General features: G+C 74.0%; 18 protein-coding genes. 7 read left to right on the top strand and 11 right to left on the bottom strand.

Going from position 1 to position 20,011, the window contains the following annotated elements:
- Nucleotides 1-250: 250 nt before the first annotated feature.
- Nucleotides 251-1,444, top strand: coding sequence for an amino acid deaminase/aldolase (locus ACQKM2_RS32035; protein ID WP_427715964.1), 1,194 nt, complete (start codon nucleotides 251-253; stop codon nucleotides 1,442-1,444).
- 8 nt (nucleotides 1,445-1,452) lie between these two features.
- On the opposite strand, the gene ACQKM2_RS32030 is transcribed toward ACQKM2_RS32035, so the two are convergent.
- The 4 genes from ACQKM2_RS32030 to ACQKM2_RS32015 form a co-directional block, all read right to left on the bottom strand.
- Entirely contained in the window at nucleotides 1,453-2,691 is a 1,239-nt protein-coding gene (locus ACQKM2_RS32030; RefSeq protein ID WP_427715970.1) for a haloacid dehalogenase-like hydrolase, read from the bottom strand.
- 153 nt (nucleotides 2,692-2,844) lie between these two features.
- On the bottom strand, nucleotides 2,845-3,636 hold the full coding sequence (locus ACQKM2_RS32025) for a 3-oxoacyl-ACP reductase (RefSeq protein WP_401250442.1): 792 nt from the start codon (nucleotides 3,634-3,636) through the stop codon (nucleotides 2,845-2,847).
- Between the two features lie 5 nt (nucleotides 3,637-3,641).
- Nucleotides 3,642-5,006, bottom strand: a complete 1,365-nt coding sequence (locus ACQKM2_RS32020; protein WP_427715961.1) for an aldehyde dehydrogenase family protein — start codon at nucleotides 5,004-5,006, stop codon at nucleotides 3,642-3,644.
- An 86-nt stretch (nucleotides 5,007-5,092) separates the two neighbouring features.
- The gene (locus ACQKM2_RS32015) at nucleotides 5,093-6,466 is read right to left on the bottom strand and encodes a glutamine synthetase family protein (protein ID WP_385770466.1); all 1,374 of its coding nucleotides are present in this window, start codon (nucleotides 6,464-6,466) and stop codon (nucleotides 5,093-5,095) included.
- A 77-nt stretch (nucleotides 6,467-6,543) separates the two neighbouring features.
- On the opposite strand from ACQKM2_RS32015, the gene ACQKM2_RS32010 reads away from it, so the two are divergent.
- The 3 genes from ACQKM2_RS32010 (at nucleotide 6,544) to ACQKM2_RS32000 (ending at nucleotide 9,667) form a co-directional block, all read left to right on the top strand.
- Nucleotides 6,544-7,290 carry a FadR/GntR family transcriptional regulator gene (locus tag ACQKM2_RS32010; RefSeq protein WP_427715959.1) on the top strand — a complete coding sequence of 249 codons (747 nt, stop codon included), beginning with the start codon at nucleotides 6,544-6,546 and terminating at the stop codon, nucleotides 7,288-7,290.
- Between the two features lie 151 nt (nucleotides 7,291-7,441).
- Complete coding sequence (gene eat, locus ACQKM2_RS32005; protein WP_427715957.1) at nucleotides 7,442-8,908, top strand: ethanolamine permease; 1,467 nt, start codon at nucleotides 7,442-7,444, stop codon at nucleotides 8,906-8,908.
- Nucleotides 8,909-8,953: 45 nt separating this feature from the next.
- Nucleotides 8,954-9,667: a gamma-glutamyl-gamma-aminobutyrate hydrolase family protein gene (locus ACQKM2_RS32000; RefSeq protein WP_427715955.1), complete on the top strand. Its 714-nt coding sequence runs from the start codon at nucleotides 8,954-8,956 to the stop codon at nucleotides 9,665-9,667.
- Nucleotides 9,668-9,740: 73 nt separating this feature from the next.
- Here ACQKM2_RS32000 and ACQKM2_RS31995 read toward each other — a convergent pair whose 3' ends face one another.
- Nucleotides 9,741-10,241 carry a hypothetical protein gene (locus tag ACQKM2_RS31995; protein ID WP_427715954.1) on the bottom strand — a complete coding sequence of 167 codons (501 nt, stop codon included), beginning with the start codon at nucleotides 10,239-10,241 and terminating at the stop codon, nucleotides 9,741-9,743.
- Between the two features lie 167 nt (nucleotides 10,242-10,408).
- On the opposite strand from ACQKM2_RS31995, the gene ACQKM2_RS31990 reads away from it, so the two are divergent.
- A complete protein-coding gene (locus tag ACQKM2_RS31990) occupies nucleotides 10,409-11,188 on the top strand; it encodes a hypothetical protein (RefSeq protein WP_427715952.1) in 780 nt (259 codons plus the stop codon).
- A 59-nt stretch (nucleotides 11,189-11,247) separates the two neighbouring features.
- On the opposite strand, the gene ACQKM2_RS31985 is transcribed toward ACQKM2_RS31990, so the two are convergent.
- Both ACQKM2_RS31985 and ACQKM2_RS31980 read right to left on the bottom strand, forming a co-directional pair.
- Nucleotides 11,248-11,598 carry a hypothetical protein gene (locus ACQKM2_RS31985; RefSeq protein WP_427715949.1) on the bottom strand — a complete coding sequence of 117 codons (351 nt, stop codon included), beginning with the start codon at nucleotides 11,596-11,598 and terminating at the stop codon, nucleotides 11,248-11,250.
- Between the two features lie 113 nt (nucleotides 11,599-11,711).
- Entirely contained in the window at nucleotides 11,712-12,635 is a 924-nt protein-coding gene (locus ACQKM2_RS31980; protein WP_427715947.1) for a LysR family transcriptional regulator, read from the bottom strand.
- A 70-nt stretch (nucleotides 12,636-12,705) separates the two neighbouring features.
- Between ACQKM2_RS31980 and ACQKM2_RS31975 the strand changes: the two genes are divergently transcribed.
- Nucleotides 12,706-13,830: a TDT family transporter gene (locus tag ACQKM2_RS31975; RefSeq protein WP_427715945.1), complete on the top strand. Its 1,125-nt coding sequence runs from the start codon at nucleotides 12,706-12,708 to the stop codon at nucleotides 13,828-13,830.
- On the opposite strand, the gene ACQKM2_RS31970 is transcribed toward ACQKM2_RS31975, so the two are convergent.
- The 4 genes from ACQKM2_RS31970 to ACQKM2_RS31955 all read right to left on the bottom strand — a co-directional run bounded on the left by ACQKM2_RS31970 (nucleotide 13,799) and on the right by ACQKM2_RS31955 (nucleotide 18,864).
- Complete coding sequence (locus ACQKM2_RS31970; protein ID WP_427715942.1) at nucleotides 13,799-14,530, bottom strand: helical backbone metal receptor; 732 nt, start codon at nucleotides 14,528-14,530, stop codon at nucleotides 13,799-13,801. The two genes, ACQKM2_RS31975 and ACQKM2_RS31970, sit on opposite strands and share 32 nt — an antisense overlap.
- Before the next feature lie 4 nt (nucleotides 14,531-14,534).
- Nucleotides 14,535-15,203 carry a helix-turn-helix domain-containing protein gene (locus ACQKM2_RS31965; protein WP_427715939.1) on the bottom strand — a complete coding sequence of 223 codons (669 nt, stop codon included), beginning with the start codon at nucleotides 15,201-15,203 and terminating at the stop codon, nucleotides 14,535-14,537.
- Nucleotides 15,204-15,332: 129 nt separating this feature from the next.
- Nucleotides 15,333-17,315, bottom strand: a complete 1,983-nt coding sequence (locus ACQKM2_RS31960; RefSeq protein WP_427715936.1) for a Dyp-type peroxidase — start codon at nucleotides 17,313-17,315, stop codon at nucleotides 15,333-15,335.
- A 133-nt stretch (nucleotides 17,316-17,448) separates the two neighbouring features.
- Nucleotides 17,449-18,864 carry a galactose oxidase-like domain-containing protein gene (locus tag ACQKM2_RS31955; protein WP_427715935.1) on the bottom strand — a complete coding sequence of 472 codons (1,416 nt, stop codon included), beginning with the start codon at nucleotides 18,862-18,864 and terminating at the stop codon, nucleotides 17,449-17,451.
- A 193-nt stretch (nucleotides 18,865-19,057) separates the two neighbouring features.
- Here ACQKM2_RS31955 and ACQKM2_RS31950 point away from each other — a divergent pair, with 193 nt between their 5' ends.
- Nucleotides 19,058-19,963 carry a 5'-3' exonuclease gene (locus ACQKM2_RS31950; protein WP_427715969.1) on the top strand — a complete coding sequence of 302 codons (906 nt, stop codon included), beginning with the start codon at nucleotides 19,058-19,060 and terminating at the stop codon, nucleotides 19,961-19,963.
- The last annotated feature ends 48 nt before the right edge of the window (nucleotides 19,964-20,011 follow it).

The following is a 20,011-nucleotide window of genomic DNA, read 5'->3' as shown; positions in this document are numbered from 1 at the left end:
GGGGGGGGGGGGCCCCCCCCCCCCCACCCCGGTCCTCAAACGCCGGACGGGCTGTCCATAGCCCCGCCGGCGTTTGAGGCGCGGGGTCCGGGGCGGAGCCACCGGGGAACGGGCGAAGGGTGGGGCGGGGAGCAGTCCGCGCAGCGGCACCCCCGCCGCACCGGACCCCGCGCGGCAGCGCAGCGGCTGCCCCGACCTGGGCGGCGGCAAGGTCTACCGACCCGTAACAACCTCTGGCAAGCTGCCGCCCATGACTTCGGACCGGGCCCGGTACGACCGGGCGACCGCGCATCTGGACGCGCCGCTGGCCATCGTGGACCTGGCCGCCTTCGACGCCAACGCCGACGACCTCGTGCGCCGGGCCGGCGGGAAGCCGGTGCGGGTCGCGAGCAAGTCCGTGCGGTGCCGGGCGCTGCTCGAACGGGTGCTGGCCCGGCCCGGGTTCGCCGGGATCATGTCGTACACGCTCGCCGAGTCGCTGTGGCTGGCCCGCTCCGGGTTCGAGGACGTGCTGCTCGCCTATCCGTCGGCCGACCGGGCCGGCTTCGCCGAGCTGGCCGGGGACGCGAAGCTCGCGCGGGCGGTCACCGTGATGGTGGACGATCCCGCGCAGCTGGACCTGATCGACCGCGCGCGGGACGGCGGCGCCGAGGAGGTCCGGGTCTGCCTGGAACTGGACACCGCCCTGCACTTGTTCGGGGGCAGGGTGCGGGTCGGGGCGCGGCGGTCGCCGCTTCGGGAGCCGGCGCAGCTGGCGGAGCTGGCGGCGGCGGTCGTGGCGCGTCCGGGGTTCCGGGTGGTCGGGCTGATGGGCTACGAGGGGCACGTCGCCGGGGTCGGGGACGCGCTGGCCGGGCGGCCGGTGCGGTCGCGGATGATCCGGCTGATGCAGGGCACGGCCCGCAAGGAGCTGGCCGTGCGGCGGGCGGAGGCGGTGCGCGCGGTCCGGGCAGTAGTGCCGGACCTGGAGTTCGTCAACGGCGGCGGTACGGGCAGCGTGGCGGAGACGGCCGCCGAGGAGGCGGTGACGGAGATCGCCGCCGGGTCGGGGCTGTACGTGCCCCGGCTGTTCGACAACTACACGACGTTCCGGGGGCGTCCGGCCGCGCTGTTCGCGCAGCCGGTGGTGCGGCGGCCCGGGGTGGGGGTGGTGACCGTGCTGGGCGGGGGCTATCCGGCCTCGGGTGCGGCGGGCGTCGACCGGCTGCCGGTGCCGTACCTGCCGGCGGGGCTGCGTTACGACCCGCAGGAGGGTGCGGGCGAGGTGCAGACGCCGCTGCTGGGGAGCCCGGCCGACGACCTGCTGATCGGCGACCGGGTGTGGTTCCGGCACGCGAAGGCCGGGGAGCTGTGCGAGCGGTTCGACACCCTGCACCTGGTGGAGGGGGACCGGGTGGTGGACTCGGTTCCGACCTACCGGGGTGAGGGGCGGACCTTCCTCTAGGCCCGCCGTCAGGAGACGGTGTCCGTCTGGTCGGGGATGACGCTGCCGTCGCCCCGGCGGACGGGGCCGGCGGTGCCGTCGTGGTCGACGTAGCCGGTGGTGGAGCAGGGGTAGGGGCTGGTCTTGCGCTGCTTCGGCTCGATGAACATCGGGTTCACGATCCACTTGCCGTCGCCGTTGTCGTAGGCGCGACACATGAGTTCGTTCTTGTTGCGGTTGAGGACCAGCCGCAGGGCGGTGGCGTCGCGCAGGAACGAGATGTCGGTGTCGGAGTCGCCGGCGGCGAAGACTTGGCGGCGGGCGGCCGGCTGGACCTTCTCGGCGGCGCGGCCGCGGACGCCGAAGACCTCCTTGTTGATCCAGCAGCGCTTGCCGTCGATGTAGGTGGTCATGGTGTCGGCGCCGTCGGGGACGGATCCGCAGCCCTGGAGGTGGGCGGTGAGGCGGCCGTCGCGGGTGGTGGTGTTGCGGATGCCGATGACGTGGGCGGCGTCGATGCCGATGCCGCGGGCCCAGACCTCGACGACGGGCTGCGGGGAGGCTGAGCTGATCCAGACGTCGAAGCCCGCGCGCTGGAGGGTCCTGACGAGGTCGCGCTGCTGGTCGTAGTAGCGGACCCAGCCGGTGGCGGTGCCGGTGCCGACCTGCTGCTTGGTGCCGATGGGCGCGGCGAGGTTCTCGGTGCGGGCGGCGGCCGCGAAGCCGCGGACCTCGTTCGCGGTCCAGCCCCGGGTCAGCTGGGCCAGCCAGGCGTAGCCGGGTTCGGTCGTGCGGCGGTCCCAGCCGGCGAAGGCGGTGGCGCCGGTGCGGGTGGTGGCGGTGCCGTAGACGGCGTTGATCTCGTCGGCGCAGGCGGCGCCGGCGGGGGTGCCGGTGGGCAGGGGGCTGCCGGGGCGGGCGAGGGGGCCGCAGGCGGTGGCGAGGGCCTGGGCGGCGGCGGGGGTGAGGTGGCGGCTGGTGGTGGTCCAGTCGCCGCGGGCGGGCTGGCGGATCTTCCCGTTGCGCAGGAGCCAGAACATGGTGGCGTCGCCGACGTCGTTCTTGACGACGGTGTTGTCCCAGTCGAAGACGGCGACGGGCTTGGCGCGGCCGGGACGGTACGGGTCGCAGTGGCCGTACCGGTCGATGAGCTGTTGGAGGCGGGCCTGGTTGTCGCCGTACCAGCCGGCGGCGAGCTTCGGGGTGGTGCAGGCGGGTCGGTCGGCGGCGCGGGCGGGTCCGGCGGCGGCGAGGCAGCCGGCGGCCATGAGGGCGGCGGCGCCGGCGGCCTGGAGCCGGCGTCTGGTGCTGGGGCGGGGCACTGGCACTCCTCGTGGGGGTCGTCGCGGGTCGGTGGAGCACGACAGCCGGGCGTCGTGCGACGCCCGGCTGTCGGGTGGGGGGTGCTGGGGGTCCGGGGTTTACAGGGGGGTGACGTACGCGCCGGAGATGCCGCCGTCGACCAGGAAGTCGGTGGCGTTGATGAAGGAGGAGTCGTCGCTGGCGAGGAAGGCGACGGCGGCGGCGATCTCGGTGGGCTCGGCGAACCGGCCGAGCGGGATGTGCACGAGGCGGCGGGCGGCGCGCTCGGGGTCCTTGGCGAAGAGCTCCTGGAGCAGCGGGGTGTTCACGGGCCCGGGGCAGAGGGCGTTGACGCGGATGCCCTCGCGGGCGAACTGGACGCCGAGCTCGCGGGACATGGCGAGGACGCCGCCCTTGGAGGCGGTGTAGGAGATCTGGGAGGTGGCGGCGCCCATGATGGCGACGAAGGAGGCGGTGTTGATGATGGAGCCGCGGCCCTGGCGCTGCATGTAGGGCAGGGCGGCCTTGCAGCAGAGGTAGACGGAGGTGAGGTTGACGTCCTGGACGCGGCGCCAGGCGTCGAGCCCGGTGGTGAGGATGGAGTCGTCGTCCGGGGGCGAGATGCCGGCGTTGTTGAAGGCGATGTCGACGGAGCCGTAGGTGTCGTAGGCCGTCTTGAAGAGGGCTTCGACCTGCTCCTGGTCGGTGACGTCGACCTGGACGAAGGTGCCGCCGACCTCTTCGGCGGCGGCCTTGCCGGCGGCGGGGTCGATGTCGGCGCAGACGACGTTGGCGCCTTCGGAGGCGAGGCGGCGGGCGGTGGCGAGGCCGATGCCGCTGCCGGCTCCGGTGATGACGGCGGTGCGGCCGACCAGGCGGCGGCAGACGATCTCTTCGGTGCGGTCGGTCATGGGGTTCAGGCCTCCGTGCTGATGAAGACGTTCTTGGTCTCGGTGAAAGCGGTGAGGGCGTCGGGTCCGAGCTCGCGGCCGAGCCCGGACTGCTTGTATCCGCCGAAGGGGGTCCAGTAGCGGACGCTGCTGTGCGAGTTGACGGACAGGTTCCCGGCGCGGACGGCGCGGGAGACGCGCAGGGCGCGGCCGACGTCGCGGGTCCAGAGGGAGCCGGAGAGGCCGTACTCGGTCGCGTTGGCCAGGCGTACGGCGTCCTCCTCGTCCTCGAAGGGGAGGATGACGGCGACCGGTCCGAAGACCTCCTCGGCGGCGACGGGCGCGGTGGGGTCGACGTCCGTGACGAGGGTGGGCGGGTACCAGAAGCCGGGGCCCTCGGGGGCCTTGCCGCGGATGGCGGTGAGGTCGTCGGTGACGTAGGAGCGGACGCGGTCGAGCTGGGCGCGGGAGATGAGCGGGCCCATCTGGGTCTTCTCGTCGAGGGGGTCGCCGACGGCCACGGACTCGATGCCGGGGGCGACGAGTTCGAGGAAGCGGTCGTAGGCGGTGCGCTGTACGAGGATCCGGGTGCGGGCGCAGCAGTCCTGGCCGGTGTTGTCGAGGAAGGCCATGGGGGCGGCCGCGGCCGCGGCTTCGAGGTCGGCGTCGGCGAAGACGATGTTGGGGCTCTTGCCGCCGAGTTCGAGGGTGACGCGCTTCACCCGGTCGGCGCACTTGGCCATGATCTGCTTGCCGACGCGGGTGGAGCCGGTGAAGACGATCTTGGCGACGCCGGGGTGTTCGACGAGTGCGTCGCCGGCGACCGCTCCGTGGCCGGGGAGCACCTGGAAGAGGTGCTCGGGGATCCCGGCTTCGAGGGCGAGTTCGGCGAGGCGCAGGGCGGTGAGGGGGGTGGTCTCGGCGGGCTTGAGGATGACGGCGTTGCCTGCGGCGAGGGCGGGTGCCAGGCCCCAGGCGGCGATCGGCATGGGGAAGTTCCAGGGGGCGATCACGCCGATGACGCCGAGGGGTTCGAGGAAGGTGACGTCGATGCCGCCGGCGACGGGGATCTGGCGGCCGGAGAGGCGTTCGACTCCCCCGGCGGCGAAGTCGAGGAGGTCGCGGACGTTGCCGGCTTCCCAGCGGGCGTTGCCGATGGTGTGTCCGGCTTCGCGGACCTCCAGCTGCGCGAGTTCCTCGATGTGGCCGTCGACGACGGCGGCGAAGCGGCGCAGGAGTCTGGCCCGGTCGCCGGGGGGTGCCGCCGCCCAGGCGCGCTGGGCCCTGATGGCCCGGGCGACGGCGGTGTCGACGTCGTCCCGTGTGGCGGCCGGGACGACGGCGACGGTTTCCTCGGTGGCCGGATTCAGTACTTCCAGCGCATCGGACACGTGGGGGCCTCTCTGGGGTCGGTTCGGAGGTTCGGGGCTTCCGGGCTTCGGGGCTTCCGGGCTTGCTTCCGGGCTTGCTTCCGGACTTACAGGCGCTCGAAGGAGCGGCGCAGCTCCCAGTCGGTGACCGCGGAGTCGTAGGCGTCGAGTTCGACGCGGGCCATGTTGCGGTAGTGGGCGACGACCTCGGGACCGAAGGCGGCCTTGGCGATCTCGCTGTTCTCCCAGAGTTCCGCGGCCTCGCGCAGCGTGGCGGGGACGTGGGCGTAGTCGGCGGTGTAGGCGTTGCCGGTGCAGGGCTCGGGGAGTTCGAGGCGGTTCTCGATGCCGTAGATGCCGGCCGCGACCAGGCCGGCGACGGCGAGGTAGGGGTTGACGTCGCCGCCGGGGAGGCGGTTCTCGAAGCGGGTGGAGCGGCCGTGGCCGACGACGCGCAGGGCGCAGGTGCGGTTGTCGAAGCCCCAGGCGACGGCGGTGGGGGCGAAGGATCCCGGGCGGAAACGCTTGTACGAGTTGATGTTCGGGGCGTAGAGAAGGGAGAAGTCGCGCAGTGCGGCCAGCTGGCCGGCCAGGAAGTGGCGCATCACGGTGGACATGCCGTGTTCCTGGTCGCCGTCGGTGCCGGCCATGGCGTTGCGTCCGTCGGAGTCGGTGAGCGAGAGGTGGATGTGACAGGAGTTGCCCTCGCGCTCGTCGTACTTGGCCATGAAGGTGAGCGAGACGCCCTCCTGGGCGGCGATCTCCTTGGCGCCGGTCTTGTAGACGGCGTGCTGGTCGCAGGTGGTGAGCGCCTCGTCGTAGCGGAAGGCGATCTCGTGCTGTCCGAGGTTGCACTCGCCCTTGGCGGACTCGACGACCAGGCCGGCGGCCTGCATCTCGTTGCGGATGCGGCGCAGGAGGGGCTCGACGCGGCCGGTGCCGAGGACGGAGTAGTCGATGTTGTACTGGTTGGCGGGGGTCAGGCCGCGGTAGTTGGCGTTCCAGGCCTGTTCGTAGGTGTCCTGGAAGACCATGAACTCCAGCTCGGTGCCGACCATGGCGGTGTAGCCGAGCTCGCCGAGGCGTTCCAGCTGGCGGCGCAGGATCTGGCGGGGCGCGGCGACGACCGGGGAGCGGTCATTCCAGGCCAGGTCGGCCATGATGAAGGCGCTGCCGGGGTTCCAGGGGATGCGGCGCAGGGTGGCGGTGTCGGGGTGCATGGCGAAGTCGCCGTAGCCCCGGTCCCAGGAGGACATCTCGTAGCCGTCGACGGTGTTCATGTCGGTGTCGACGGCGAGGAGGTAGTTGCAGCCCTCGGTGCCGTGGGCGAGTACCTCGTCGAGGAAGAACTGTGCGGCGAACCGCTTGCCCTGGAGCCGTCCCTGCATGTCGGGGAAGGCCAGGACGACTGTGTCGATCTCACCGCTCGCGACGAGGGCCCGGAGCTCCTCGGGCGCGAGCGGCGGCATGCGGTCTACCACTGGAATCTCTCCTTCGGTGAGCCGAGGAGGCCTAAGGTATTGAATAGAACCATTGCTTGGGAAGGGGAGGAACCGAGATGACCGACACGGAGAGCGGCGGTGGCGCGATCGCGCGGCTGAATCCCGTGCTGCGGCAGGTGCGGGCGGGCAACGGTTTCGAGGAGGCCCTGGAGCAGATCCTCCAGGTGGTCCGGCTGGGCCTGGTACCGGGTGGGGAACGGCTGCCGCCCGAGCGGGAGTTGGCGGAGCGGATGGGGATCAGCCGGGTCACCCTGCGCGAGGTGCTCAAGGTGCTCCAGGACCAGGGCCTGGTGGAGGCCCGGCGCGGCCGGTACGGCGGAACGTTCGTGCTGGCCCGCCCCGACACCCCGGCGGGCGGCGCCGAGGAGGAGCTGCGGCGGCGCGTGGCGGGGGTGGACATCGAGGACGTGCTGCGCTTCCGCGAGGTGCTGGAGGTGGGGGCGGCCGGGCTGTGCGCCTCGCAGGGACTGTCGGAGGAGGGGGCCGAGCGGCTGCTGGCGGCGCTGGCGGCCACGCACGACGCCCCGCTGTCCGAGTACCGCCGCCAGGACACGCTCTTCCACCTCACCCTGTGCGAGCTGGCCGGCTCCGCCTCCCTGACGGCCCAGTACGCGGCCGTCCGCGCGACCGTGAACGACCTGCTGGACTGCATCCCGCTGCTGGTGCGCAACCTGGAGCACTCGCAGCAGCAGCACACGGTCCTGGTCGAGGCGGTGCTGGAGCGGGACGCCGAGGCGGCGCGGGCGGTGATGCGCGAGCACTGCTGCGGGACGGCGGCCCTGCTGCGCGGGTTCCTGGCGTGAGGCGGCGGGGGCGTACGGGGCTCCGGGGCCCGGTGGCGGCCGCGGGCGCAGGGAGGTTTTCGTAACCGCTGTTTAACGCAGGGGTCTTGCGCGTTCCACGCCCTTGACGCAAAGGTACGCCTCACAACCATTGCCCTAGGCAGGAGCGCACATGGCCGACGACATCGCACCCGTGCCCGTATCGGCACCACCCGCCGCGAAGGCCGACGCCGACGCGGAGTACCTGGAGCGCCGGACCCTGCGCCGCGGCAGCGCCGGCTGGCTGCTGCTGACCGGGCTCGGCGTCGCGTACGTCGTCTCCGGCGACTTCTCCGGCTGGAACGTGGGCCTGGACAAGGGCGGTTTCGGCGGCCTGGCCATCGCCACCGTCCTCATGGGCGCCATGTACGCCTGCCTCGTCTTCTCCCTCGCCGAACTGTCCACGATCCTGCCGACGGCGGGCGGCGGCTACGGCTTCGCCCGCCGCGCGCTCGGCCCCTGGGGCGGCTTCCTCACCGGCACCGCCATCCTCATCGAGTACGTCCTGGCCCCGGCGGCGATCGTCATCTTCATCGGCGACTACGTCGAATCGCTGGGCCTGTTCGGGCTGACCTCCAGCTGGCCGGTCTACCTCGGCTGCTTCGTGATCTTCATCGGGGTCCACCTGTGGGGCGTGGGCGAGGCACTGCGCTTCAGCCTCGTCGTCACCGCCGTCGCCGTGGCCGCCCTGCTGATCTTCGCCCTCGGCGCCCTCACCGAGTTCGACGCGGGCTCCCTGGACAACATCCCGGTCGACACCACCGCCTTCGGCTCCAGTTCCTGGCTGCCCTTCGGCGTCCTCGGCATCTGGGCCGCCTTCCCCTTCGGCATGTGGTTCTTCCTCGGCGTCGAGGGCGTGCCGCTGGCCGCCGAAGAGGCCAAGGACCCGGTCCGCTCCATGCCGAAGGCCCTCGCCATCGCGATGGGCGTCCTCGCCCTGCTCGCCCTGATCACCTTCTTCGCCGCCACCGGCGCCCAGGGCGCCGACGCCGTGAGGACGGCGGGCAACCCCCTCGTCGTGGCCCTGGAGGGGGACGGCGGGCCGACCGCGCTCAGCCGCTTCGTCAACTACGCCGGACTCGCCGGGCTGGTCGCCTCCTTCTTCTCGCTCATCTACGCGGGCTCGCGCCAGCTCTTCGCCCTCTCCCGGGCCGGCTACCTGCCGCGCTTCCTGTCACTCACCTCCAAGCGCAAGGCCCCGTACCTCGGTCTGGTGATCCCGGGCGCCATCGGATTCGCCCTCGCGGCGGCCACCGGGGACGGCGCGCGGATGCTGAACATCGCGGTGTTCGGGGCGACCATCTCCTACGCCCTGATGGCCCTCTCGCACATCGTCCTGCGCCGCCGCGAACCCGGCCTGGACCGGCCGTACCGCACCCCCGGAGGGGTCCTGACCTCGTCCGTCGCCTTCGTGCTCGCCCTTTCGGCCCTCGTCGCCACCTTCCTGGTGGACAAGGACGCGGCGCTCATCGCACTCGCCGTGTACGCCGTCGCCCTCGCCTACTTCGCCTTCTACAGTCGGCACCACCTCGTGGCCTCCGCACCTGAGGAAGAAGCCGCCGCGCTGGCGGAAGCCGAGGCGGAGTTGACCCGCGGCTGAAATCCTTACCCCGCACGCTGTCCGGCACCAACCTGGAGGTAATCCGTGCCCAGGCCGCTCATCGGCATCACCACCTACGTGGAGGAATCCACCCGCTACAACGTGTGGGACCTCCCCACGTCGCTCGTGCCCTCCGGGTACTACGAGCTCGTCCAGGCGGCGGGCGGCGCGGCCGTCCTGCTGCCGCCGGACGAATCGGAACGGGCGGCGGAGGTGCTGGGCCGACTGGACGGGCTGATCGTCTCGGGCGGCCCGGACGTGGACCCGGTCCGCTACCGGGCCGCGCGCGACCCCCGCACGGGTCCCCCCGCCACGGTCCGCGACGAGTGGGAACTCGCCCTGATCGGGGCCGCCCTGGACGCCGACCTGCCCGTGCTGGGGATCTGCCGGGGCATGCAGGCGCTGAACGTGGCGCTCGGCGGGACCCTCGTCCAGCACATCGACGGCCACGTCCACACCCCGGGCGTCACCTCCTGGCACCCCGTCAACCCCGTGGCGGGCACCCGCTACGCGGAGCTGGTCCCGGAGAAGGCGGAGGTCCCGACCTACCACCACCAGGCCGTGGACGTCGTCGGGCGCGGCCTGGTCGTCTCGGCGTACGCGGACGACGGCACGGTCGAGGCGATCGAGGACCCCGACCGCTCCCGCTACGTGCTGGGCGTCCAGTGGCACCCGGAACGGGACAAGGACACCCGGGTGATGACCTCCCTGATCGAGGCGGCCAACGACCGCCGCGCGGTCGCGGTGCCGGTGGGCTGAAGCCGCCCCCGCCCCACGACGGGCCCCGGCGCCTCTGCGCCGGGGCCCCCGTACGTCCTCCGCCCGGGGGCGGTCAGAGGCGGCTGGCGGTGAAGTTGAGCGTCTTCAGCACGCCCGGGGACTTCTCCACACCGGTGGTGGTCACTGTGCCGGTGATGGTGGTGACCCGGCTGGGGTTGAGCAGGCTGTTCGAGCAGGCCACGTCCGTGACCCTGCCGATCCCGCCCGTGTAGGTGGGGAAGTTGAGGGTGCCGTGGTTGAGCGGGTTGACCCGGAGCGTGAAGTTCCCGGTGACCGAGGTGGTCTCGCTGTCCGAGATCTTGATCTCCACCTTGAGCAGGCTGGAGTTCGGGCTGACCGGTGAGAGCGTGATCTCGCGGTCGTCGAAGCCGGCGTCGGGGATGACGATCTTCCCGACGAACGGGGTGTCCTTGACCGAGACGCCCGTGTAGTCGGAGACGCTGGTGCCGCAGGGGGCCGGGGCGGCCGCGTGGGCCGCGGGCGCGCTCAACAACCCGGCTCCCGCCGCCAGCAGGGCGAAGGCCGACGCGGCTCCGAGGGTACGACGGAACATGACACTCCGATCAGACCGAGGTCACCTCGTGTGACCGTTTGCCGATCAGACAATCACTTTCCGCGTTCGGCGGGTGCGGTTGCGACGTCGTGTCAGCGTCCCCCACACCATCGGCCCACCCGGTCGCCCGAATGGCCCGCCGCAGCGGCGGCGCGCACGCTGGGAGGATGCGGACCGAGGCGTACGGCACGGCCTCCGGCCCGGTGGCGGGGTTCCTGGAGAACCCGGTCGTCGGGATGGCGCCGTGGATCCTGTTCTCCCTGCTGGTCGGCCCGGGACGGTTCGAGATCGCGGTCGGGATCTCCCTGGCCTCGGCCCTCCTCCTGGTCCTCGTGGGCCGGCTCGTGCACCGGGGCAGCTCCTGGAAGCTGCTGGAAGTGGCCGACGTGGTGTTCTTCGCCGCGCTGGCCGTCATCGGGGCCCTGGCGAGCGACGGGACGCTGCGCTGGCTGGAGACGTACGCGGGCGAGGTCGCGAGCCTCACCCTGACGGCGATCGCCTTCGGCTCGATGGCGGTGGGGATGCCGTTCACGCTCCAGTACGCCCGCGAGCAGACCGACCCCTCGGTGTGGAACGCGCCCGCCTTCCTCCGCACCAACTACGCGATCACCGGGGTGTGGGGGCTGGCCTTCCTGGTCACGGCCCTGGCGGGCGGCTTCGGGGACCTGGTGCTGCGCGCCCCCGACAACATCTGGACGACCTGGATCGTCCCGATCCTGGCCCTGGTCGCCGCGCTGCGGTTCACCGCCTGGTACCCGGACGTGGTCCGCGCCCGCGCCGCCGGGACCCCCGGGCCCGGGCGTGCCTCGCTGCTGCTGCCGCTGGCGGGGCTGCTGGTGCCGATCGGCATCGCGGTGCTGGTCTTCGACGGCGGCGCGTGGTGGCTGGGCGTGGCCCTGATCGTGGCCGGCGGCCTGCTGACGAAGAGGCTCCAGGCGCGGGCCTGAGCCGGGGAGCCGGGGCACTCGGCTCCCCGGCTCCCCGGCTTCCCGGCTTCCCGGCGGGATCAGCTGTCGAAGTTGACCGACCGCATCTTCAGCCGCTCCGTGGCCTGGCCCGTGAGCGGCCTCAGCGCGAACCAGTCGCCCTGGCAGTCCGGTTCGGTGAACACCGTGGCCGTCGCGCTGGTGCGGTTGCGCGGCGAGTGGGCGGGCTCGGTGGCGTCGGGGTCGGCGGCCTCGGGGAAGTTCGCGCATTCGCCGCCCGCCGGGTCGTCCAGATGCGCCCAGTGCGTGGCGCCGTCCGTGCCGACGTACGCGTACTCGAAGACCCCCTGGGCGGCGGAGGCGGACGACGGGACGGTCACCAGGAGCGTGACGGCGCCGAGGACGGCGACGGCTGCTTGGCGAAGACGCATGGGGTGTGTTTCCCTTCACGACGGGCGACAGCGTGCAGGCGCCACCCTCCCGAAGGCCCGGCCCGGGTCACCGTCCGACCCGCGCCGAATCGGCCCGCCCTCACCCGGACGGCCTACGCCCTCCGCCGCGTCAGCGACAGCAGGTCCCGCGCCGGCCCCGCCGGACGGGCGCCCGTGGGCCAGACCGCGCGCAGGGCCCGGGACAGGGCCGCGTCCGGGACCGGGACCTCCACCAGGCGGCGGGCCGCCAGTTCCTCGCCCAGGGCCAGTTCCGACAGGACGCACGGCCCGGCGCCGCTCAGCGCGGCCGCCTTGACGGCGGTGGTCGAGGCCAGCTCCAGCAGCGGCAGGGCCAGCCCCCCGGACGGGGCCAGAGCGGCGTCGAGCACCTGCCGGGTCCCCGAGCCCCGCTCGCGCAGGATCAGCGGGGCCGAGGCCAGCTCCGCCGCTTCCACCCCCTTCGAGCGGCGCGCCCAGGGGTGGTGCGGGGCCACCGCCACCACCAGGCGGTCCTCGGCGATGACGGCGGAGTCCAGGCCGTCCGGGACGCTGAGCCCCTCCACGAAGCCGAGGTCCGCCTCGTGCGTGAGGACCCGCTGGGCCACGTCCGCCGAGTTCCCGGCGTGCAGCGAGACCGCCGTGTCGGGGCGTTCCCCGCGCAGGGCGATCAGCCAGCCCGGCAGCAGGTACTCGGCGATGGTCATGCTGGCGGCCACCCGCAGCCGCGAGTCCCGCCGCCCGCGCAGCGCCTGCGCGCCCGCGTCGAAGGCCTCGGCGGCCTCCACCACCCGCCGGGCCCAGTCCGTGACGAGTGCCCCCTCGGCCGTGAGGGTCGAGCCGCGCGGGGAGCGGTCCACCAGGGCGACGCCGAGCCGGGTCTCCATCGCCCGGATGCGGCTGCTCGCCGCCGGCTGCGTGATGCCCAGGTGCCGGGCGGCGCCGCTCAGGCTGCCGACCCGGGCGACCGTGAGCAGCAGCTCCAGCGCGCCCAGGTCCGGCACGCGGTGTGCGAGCGGAACCGTCTCCTCGTTAGCCATAACATCAGTTTATGGCCTTATAGACGTGCGGCCTCTGCCGTACGGCCCGGCCCGCCGGGACGCTGGACCCATGGCCACCACCATCGTGCGACCCCGCACCGTCACAGAACTCGCGCCCCGGACCCACAAGGCCCCCGCGCTGCGCCACCTCGGCCCCAACTGGTACGCCTCCGTCATGGGCACGGCCATCATCGCGAACGCGGGAGCCACCCTCCCCTACCAGCTCCCGGGCCAGCGCGTGGCCTGCCAGCTCGTCTGGGCGCTGTCCGCCGCGGCCCTCGCCGTGCTGCTGACCGCCCGCGCCGGGCACTGGCTGCACCACCGCGACCAGGCCCGCGCCCACCTCCTCGACCCGGCCGTGGCCCCCTTCTACGGCTGCCTGGCGATGGCCCTGCTGGCCGTCGGCGGCGGCACCCTGATCGTCGGCAAGGACCTGATCGGGACCGGCGCCGCCGTCGCCGTGGACACCGTGCTGTTCACCGCCGGGACGCTGATCGGGCTGGTCATGGCCGTCGTCGTGCCCTACCTGATGGTGGTGCGGCACAAGGTCGAGGCTTCCCAGGCCTCCCCCGTCTGGCTGCTGCCCGTGGTCTCCCCCATGGTCTCCGCCGCCGTCGGGCCCCTGCTCGTCCCCCACCTGCCCGCCGGGCAGCCCCGCGAGGCCCTGCTCCTCGCCTGCTACGCGATGTTCGGCGTGAGCCTGATGGCCACCCTGCTGCTGCTCCCCCTGGTCTTCGGCCGGCTGATCGTCAGCGGCCCCCTGCCCCTGGCGCTGACCCCCGCGCTGTTCCTGGTCCTCGGCCCCCTCGGCCAGTCCACCACCGCCGTGAACCAGCTCGCCGACGTGGCCCCCGGGGCCATCGACGCCTCCTACGCCCACGCCCTCGGCGCCTTCGCCGTGGTCTACGGGGTGCCCGTGATGGGCTTCGCCCTGCTGTGGCTGGCCCTGGCCGCCTCGATGCTGGTCCGGGCCGCCCGGAACGGCATGGGCTTCGCGATGACCTGGTGGGCGCTGACCTTCCCCGTCGGCACCTGCGTCACCGGCGCCGCCGGGCTGGCCCGCCACACCGGGCTGGACGCCTTCGCCTGGCTGGCCGCCGCCCTGTTCCTCGGCCTGGTCACCGCCTGGCTGCTGGCCGCCGCCCACACCCTGCGCGGGCTGTTCAGCGGCCGGCTGCTGCCGAAGACCGCCTGATCGCCGCCGCCAGCACCGCCGGGGCCTCGGCCAGCGAGGGCCCGTACCAGGTCAGGTGGCGTCCGCTGACGAGAGCGGCCCGGAGGCCGGGAAAGGCCTCCGGGCCGTCGTCGGCGGAGAAGGCGTACGGCTCGTCCGGGAGCACCACCAGATCGCAGCCGCTCGCCGCCAGTTCGGCGAGCGGCACCTTCGGGTACCGCTCCGGGTGCCCGGCGTGGACGTTGCGCACCCCGAGGCGGGCCAGCAGGTCGCCCGCGAAGGTGTCGCGGCCCAGCACCATCCAGGGCCGCCGCCAGATCGGCACGAAGGCGGCGAGGTCTCCGACGGGCTCCACCGCCGCCCAGGCCTCCTCGGCCCGGTCCAGCCACTCGGGCCGCTCCAGCCCCAGGGCCCCCACCAGCACCCGGTCCAGCTCGGCGAAGGCCCCCGGCAGGTCCCGGACCTCGGTGACCAGCACCTCCAGCCCGGCGGCGCGCAGCGCGTCCAGGTCCGGGGCCCGGTTCTCCTCCTCGTTGGCGATCACCAGGTCGGGGCGCAGCCCGACGACCGCCCGTACGTCGGGGTTCTTCGTCCCCCCGATCCGCAGCGCGCCGCCCAGGTCCGCCGGATGCGTGCACCAGTCGGTGACGCCGACGAGCCGTCCGGGCGCGGACACCGCCACCGCCTCGGTCAGGGACGGCACGAGCGAGACGACGCGCACCGGCTCAGTGCTCCGGCGAGGGCGGCTCGGAGGTGGCGTGGATGTGGTCGCCGACGGCCACGACGAGGAGCTTGGTGTCGTCGCTCGCGGCCCGCCACCGGTGGCGCACCCCGCCGGACAGGAACAGGGCGTCGCCGCACTCCAGCCGGTAGGCCCGGCCCTCCGCCTCCACCTGGCAGGCGCCCGAGACGACGTACATCAGCTCGTCGTTGCGGTGCTGGTACTCGCGGCCGGCGTCCTGGTCGCCGGTGAACTCCAGGGCGTGCAGCTGGTGGTGGCCGCGCACCAGGGGGCGCACGCCCATCACGGGGGTGAGCCCGGACTCGTCGCCGGCCCGTACGAGGTCGACCGTGCGCGCGGTGTCGGAGGCGGCCAGCAGGTCGACGGCCGTGGTCTCCAGCGCGTCCGCGACCCGCTCCAGCGAACGCATGCTGGGGCGGGCGCGCTCGTTCTCTATCTGGCTCAGGAAGGGGACGGACAGGCCGCTGCGCGCCGAGACGGCGGCGAGGGTCAGGTGCAGCGCGCGACGCCGTTTGCGCACGGCGACGCCGACCCGCAGCGGCTCCTTGGAGTCCTTCTCCTTGTCGCCGGCGTCGGTCGCGCCCGCCCGCGCGGGCGCGTACTCCCTGCCGTCCGTGACGTCCGCGATGTTTCCGTCTTCCTTGCCGTTCATGTCGGGGCTGCCCTCCCCTGTCCTCGTCGCACATCGGTGTGCTGTAAGCACCTTACGCAGCAACCGCCCCCGGATTCGCGCGCAAGGGCCCACCGGGCCCCGACCCGGTGGATTCCCGTGGCTCCTCCGTCACGCTGCGTGGCCACCGCCCTGCTGCCACAGCGCACGGTCACCGGCGAGGATCACCAGGTCACCCGTCGGGCGGACCAGCAGCCGGGCGCCGGGGTGGCCGCCGGTGCCGCTGCTCCACAGGTTCGCTCCGGCGGCGGTGCGCACGGTCAGCTCGCCGTCGGCGGAGAAGACGGCCTCGTTCCCGGTCCCCTCGGTGTCCGCGCTCCACAGCCGGTTCCCGGCGGAGTCGAGCAGGACGAGGTCCCCGTCCGCCTGGAGGACCAGGCGGACGCTGCCCGCGTCGAGGACGTCCCCGGCGCGCAGGACGGTGCCGCCGTGGACCTCGACGGAGCGGTCCAGCCTGCCCTTCGCCAGGGCGCGGAGGGTGGGCAGCGAGGGGGTGAAGGCGTAGAGGGCGCCCTCGGTGCGCACGAACCGGCCGAAGCGGAGGGTGGTGGCGCGGCTGCCGCCCACCGACTCGGTCTCGAAGGTGACCGGGGAGTCCGGTCCGATCGCCGGGTCCGCTCCGACGCGGGGGTTGCGGGCGGGCGGGAAGTCGGTGTCGTTGATCCACCGCTTGGTGATGAACTCGTACTGCTGCACGAGGTCCGCCTGGTAGCCGACGAAGACCAGGCCGCGCGGGGCCTCCTGCTCGCCGGCGGGCCGGTCGAAGTCGAAGGCCGGGCCGTACGGGATGCCGCGCCGGATGATCCGCCGTCCGTCGAGGGCGTCGGCGGCCAGCGGGGGCCGGCCCGGGACGGTGACGAGGCCGTCGCGCGGGTTGCCCTTGCGGATGTGCGCGAACAGCGGGGTGTGCCAGCCGTCGGGGTCGGCCGCGTACTTCAGGGCGGCGTCCGGGTCGGCGCCGAGGGGGGCGGGCTGTTCGGCGAGCGGGCAGCCCGCGATGGGGGTGCCGCCGGGCCAGCGGCCGACGAGGCGGGCCGCGACCCAGGTCGCGGTGGCCTCCGGCGGCGCGGCCCCGGCCTTCTTCAGATCGGCCAGCCGCTCGCGGGCCTGGGCCCACCAGCCGGGGACGTCCTGGGCGAGGCGGCGGACCACCTGGAAGGAGCCGCCCGTGGCCCAGGCGGGCAGTCCGGCGGGCCGCCTCCCGGCCTTCTCCTGTCCCACGAGGAACTCGCCGGGCGGTACCAGCCGGGTGCCGGGCTTGCCCTTCACGGTGGTCGCGTCGGCCGGGTCGGGGGCGTGGAATCCGCGTACGCCGGGCTGGCTGATGCCGTCGGAGAAGCCGAAGTGCTCGTGCCCCTTCAGCGCCCCGGGGAGCTTGCCGGCGTCCTGCCGGAAGACGATCCGGCCGCCGGCCGGGCCGAGGTCCTTCTCGTGGCGGGCGACCGCGGCGGTGAGCTTGGCGGGGTCGTCGGCGGAGAGGCTGAGCACGGCGTGCACGGCGCGCTCGGGCTCCTCGGCGCCGAACAGCCAGGAGCCGGGGGCGCTGTCGCCGGTGTCGCCGAGGTCCTCCGCGCGCTTGGCGGGGCCCTGCGCGAACGCCTCGGCGGTGCTGCCCGCGGGCAGGGCCGGGAAGGGCTCGCGCCCGGCGAGCAGGCTCAGTCCGGCGTGGGTCAGGGACAGCCCGGTCCACTGGGCGGAGAGTCCGGCCGGGTCGGCGCCGCCCGCCTTGAGCCGGGCCGCGCTGAAGGCGGCGTTGAAGCGGGCCATCTCCTCGGTGGTGGAGATCTCCGGGATCAGCCGGCCCAGCCAGGTCCGGGCCCGTGCGGCGTCGCGGAAGTGCAGGAGCAGCAGGCAGGCGTGGTCCTTGCGGGAGCCCGCGAGGATGTCGCCCTGGCTGGTGCGGTCGGAGCGCAGGGGCAGGGCGGCGGACTGGGCGGGGGCCGGGGCGGGCAGGTCCGCCGTCCCCGGGAGGGCCGCCGTCGCCGCCGCGGCCTGGCCGGCGGCGTACGGGCACGCGGCGAGCGCGGCGGCGGCCGCCGCCCCTGCCCGGATGACGGTCCTGCGGGCGGGGGTGAGGGGCTGCACGTCGTCCATCGGGTCTCCTGGGTGTGGGGCGGAGGAGGGCGGGAGGGCGGTGGTCGGATCGGTCCGTGGGCCGGGTCGGCGGTCGGCCCGGGTCAGGTCGGGTCAGGTCGGGTCGGGTCGGGTCAGGTCAGGTCAGGTCAGGTCAGGTCAGCCGGATCCAGCGCGCGACGCTGGGCACGCCCTTCGCGTCGAGGAGGAAGAGCATGTGGTGGCCGGGGGCCGCCGCCGCGGACGCCGGCGGGGCCTGGAGGGTGAGGAGCCCGCCCTCCCGCCGCTCGATGCGCAGCTCGGCCCGCCCGCGGACCCCGGCCCCGGCGGCCTGCGGGGCGCCGGCCGGGGCCAGCAGCACGGCCCGCCGTACCCGGTCCGGGGTGCCGGTGCGCACCAGGAAGCGGTCCCCGGGGGCGAGGGGCGCGGCCGGCACCTCGTCGAGCGCGGGCCGGGGGCCCTGGTACAGGTAGGCGGGCTCGTAGATCTCGATGGTGCCGTTCATGTCGTCGCGGAGGTCGGCGTCGTGGGCGGTCTGCTGGAGTTCGTCGCCGGTGACGACGACGCGGCCGTCGGGCAGGACCAGGGCGCCGGCGTGGTGGCCGCGCGGCAGCCGCTGCACCGGGCCGAGCCGCCAGCCGCCCCGGGTGTCGCGCAGCTCCAGCTGGCGGTACCTCAGGTCGGGGGCGGGGCTGAGCAGGCCGCCGGCGTAGTCGTGGATGTCGTAGGCGCCGCTCGCGGTGAGCAGGGTCCCGTCGGGCAGCAGGACGGTGTTGTCGCCGGGGCGGCCGGCGGCGGGCGCGTACGAGGGGCCGGCGGCCGCCACGGTGTGCCCGAGCACGGGGAAGCGTTCCACCGCCGGGGCCCTGGTCCCCCACAGCGGCCCCGGCCTGCCCGGGAAGGCGGCCCGGCGGGTGGTGGCCGTCTCCTGCTCGCGGGTCCAGGTCTCGGTCCAGGGGTCGAAGACCAGCGAGAGGCCGCTCCCGGCGGTGCCGCCGAAGACGCCGAGCCGGCCGCTGGGCAGGAGGGAGTGGCCGGTGCGGAAGAAGGGGGCGGTCGTCGGCGGGGTGACCTTGGTGAACGACCCGGCCCCGGTGCCCCTCGCGGGGTCCCACAGGAAGGCGCGGCCGGTGCCGGTGTGCTCGAAGGAGAACAGCAGCACCTTGCCGGTGGGCAGCAGGGCGGTGTGCGCGCCGAAGTCCGGGGAGTCGAAGTACTCCGTGAACGCCCCGTACACCGCCGGACGGAAGCCCGCGTTCGCCCGGGCTTGAGACTCCGTCAGGGCCTTCAGGCGGGCCGCCCGGGCGGCGTCGGGCAGGTCGGCCTCGTCGCGCATGGCGAGGCGGGTACGGGCCTGCGCCTCGGCGTGCTCGGGCCCCAGGCCGCGGGACTCCGCCGGCGAGACCTCCCGGCGGACCCGCTCGCGCAGCTCGCCGGGGCTCTGCCGGGCGGGCGCGGCGGGGCCGGGGGCCGGGTCCGGGGCCCCGTCGCGGGCCGCGGCGGAACCGGCGGGGAGCAGGGACAGCACGGTGCTCGCGACGAGGACGCGGGCGACTCCGCGACGGGGCATGCGGAACCCTCACAGGACGGGGAACGGGCACGGCCGGACGGGCGGAACGCCCTGCCGGTGATCCACACCTTCCGGGAGGGTCCGCGAACGCGCGCGCCGGGCGAACTGTTTGAGTGACGATCAGGTCACCCGGGGTGACGCGGGCGCGTGTCGGCGTTGCGGCATCATCGTCTCCGTGACGACACGACGCCTGATGCTCCTGGACACCGCCTCCCTCTACTACCGCGCCTACTTCGGCGTGCCGGACTCCGTGAAGGCCCCCGACGGCACGCCCGTCAACGCCGTGCGCGGGCTCCTCGACATGATCGGGCGGCTGGTGCAGGACCACCGCCCGGACGACCTGGTGGCCTGCATGGACGCCGACTGGCGGCCGCACTGGCGGGTGGAGCTCATCCCCTCCTACAAGGCGCACCGGGTCGCGGAGGAGACCGAGACCGGCCCGGACGTGGAGGAGACCCCGGACACCCTGCTCCCGCAGGTGCCGATCATCGAGGCGGCGCTGGACGCGTTCGGCATCGCCCGGGTGGGGGTCGCCGGGTACGAGGCGGACGACGTGATCGGCACCCTGACCGGCCGCGCCACCGGCCCGGTGGACATCGTCACCGGCGACCGGGACCTCTTCCAGCTGGTGGACGACGCCCGCGGGCGCCGCGTCCTGTACCCGATCAAGGGCGTCGGCACCCTCCAGATCACCGACGAGGCGTGGCTGCGCGAGAAGTACGGGGTGGACGGCCCCGGCTACGCGGACCTCGCGCTGCTGCGCGGCGACCCGAGCGACGGCCTGCCGGGCGTGCCGGGGATCGGGGAGAAGACGGCGGCGAAGCTGCTGGACGCGTACGGGGACCTGGCCGGGATCATCGCGGCGGCCGGCGACCCGAAGTCGAAGCTGACCCCCACCCAGCGCAAGCGCCTGGACGAGTCCCGCCCGTACCTCGCCGTCGCCCCGAAGGTCGTCCGGGTGGCCTCGGACGTCCCGCTGCCGGCCTTCGACCCGGCCCTTCCGGCGTCCCCCGCTCGACCCGAGATGGTGGAGGCGCTCGCCCATCGGTGGGGTCTGGGAGGAGCCATGTCACGTCTGCGCAGCGCGCTGCGCCCATGAGGTGCTAAGTTAGGTAATCCTAAGCTTCGTAAGGCGTAAGGCTTCGTA

The organism is Streptomyces sp. NPDC004126, assembly GCF_050275515.1.
Lineage (GTDB): Bacteria > Actinomycetota > Actinomycetes > Streptomycetales > Streptomycetaceae > Streptomyces.
The sequence above is the reverse complement of the archived record's forward strand: the minus strand, read 5'-3'. Positions and strand labels throughout refer to the sequence as shown.